Source organism: Candidatus Magnetobacterium casense, assembly GCF_019173545.1.
GTDB lineage: Bacteria > Nitrospirota > Thermodesulfovibrionia > Thermodesulfovibrionales > Magnetobacteriaceae > Magnetobacterium > Magnetobacterium cryptolimnobacter.
The window spans coordinates 1-1,057 of the sequence record NZ_JABXWD010000787.1 but is presented as its reverse complement, the minus strand read 5'-3'; the positions used below and the strand labels follow the sequence as shown (position 1 = coordinate 1,057).

The 1,057-nt window shown below is 50.3% G+C and carries 1 protein-coding gene; it reads left to right on the top strand.

Annotated features, from left to right (window positions below; all coding sequences use genetic code 11):
* The first annotated feature begins 640 nt into the window (after positions 1 to 640).
* On the top strand, positions 641 to 1,009 hold the full coding sequence (locus HWQ67_RS19520; protein ID WP_218254364.1) for a hypothetical protein: 369 nt from the start codon (positions 641 to 643) through the stop codon (positions 1,007 to 1,009).
* The last annotated feature ends 48 nt before the right edge of the window (positions 1,010 to 1,057 follow it).

Here is a 1,057-nt window from a genome sequence, read left to right as displayed (position 1 = left end):
TGCGCTACGGCACCGACCCCCGCAACCGTCAAGCGATTGAGACTTGCCAGATCATCACCCAAGACATCAAAGACGGTCGTCTACCGATGCAACCCTTTATCTAGTCCACATGTAGACTCCGGCTGGATGCCGGAGTAATTTGGGGCAGTGCCACCAGCTATCCTTTCTAGACAGGGTACAGAGCGCCAGTCCCCGAAATTTGGAGGAACCGAACATGACCCAACAACTATCGGCTAAACAAGTATCGCAATATCTAAAAACCCAGGCTTTTGTCCTATCTGTAACTCAACCAATATCACTGGCGGTTCACTCGATGCCGATAGTAACGAAGCCTGGCAAGAAATAACATGTGATAACTGTAATGCCCGCTGGAATGACCTGTATAAACTAATCAGTATTGAAATCATCTCTGATTGGAGGACAAAACCATGACTGCAAATCAGGCTAAAAAACTACTCAAAGAATATCTGGATACCCATCAACTCCCGTACACCCAGCTAACTGCCCGGACTGTGGACTTCACCGACCTGGCACGAAACTCTTGTGTCTTCGTTCGGGTTCATGGTTGGGAGCCAGACCCCTGGTGGGGCAACGTAGTAAAGTTCGCCGTAGAGAACGGCTTCCGAGTGGAGGCATACGTATGACCGACTTTGTTCAAATCGTAAGTACACAGGATGCAGCCTTTGTAGCCAGGTGGTTCCAGGAGTCTGGTGGCGTGTACCTGTGGCACAGCCTGAACCTATCTGATCCCGGCAAAACCTGGATCACTCCCCTAGATGGGAAAAAACCGCACTGGTCAGCTAGTGATCCTTGGGAAATCACCGACCCAGGTGTTATTGGCGTGACTACCTACACCGAAGTCAAGCGCTTTCATGTAGCACTGCGCCGGGGTTCCCAGGGGCTAAGTCTCAAACTAACCGATGCGTCCTGTGAGCGCCTGCGAAAAGCCATGGCAAAAGCCGGTGACGGCGCTATCTATGAGTTCGACTACTTCACCCAGGAAGCTTAGTTTCTATGCTATAATAATACACCGGAGGATAAACCATGAGTGACTTGT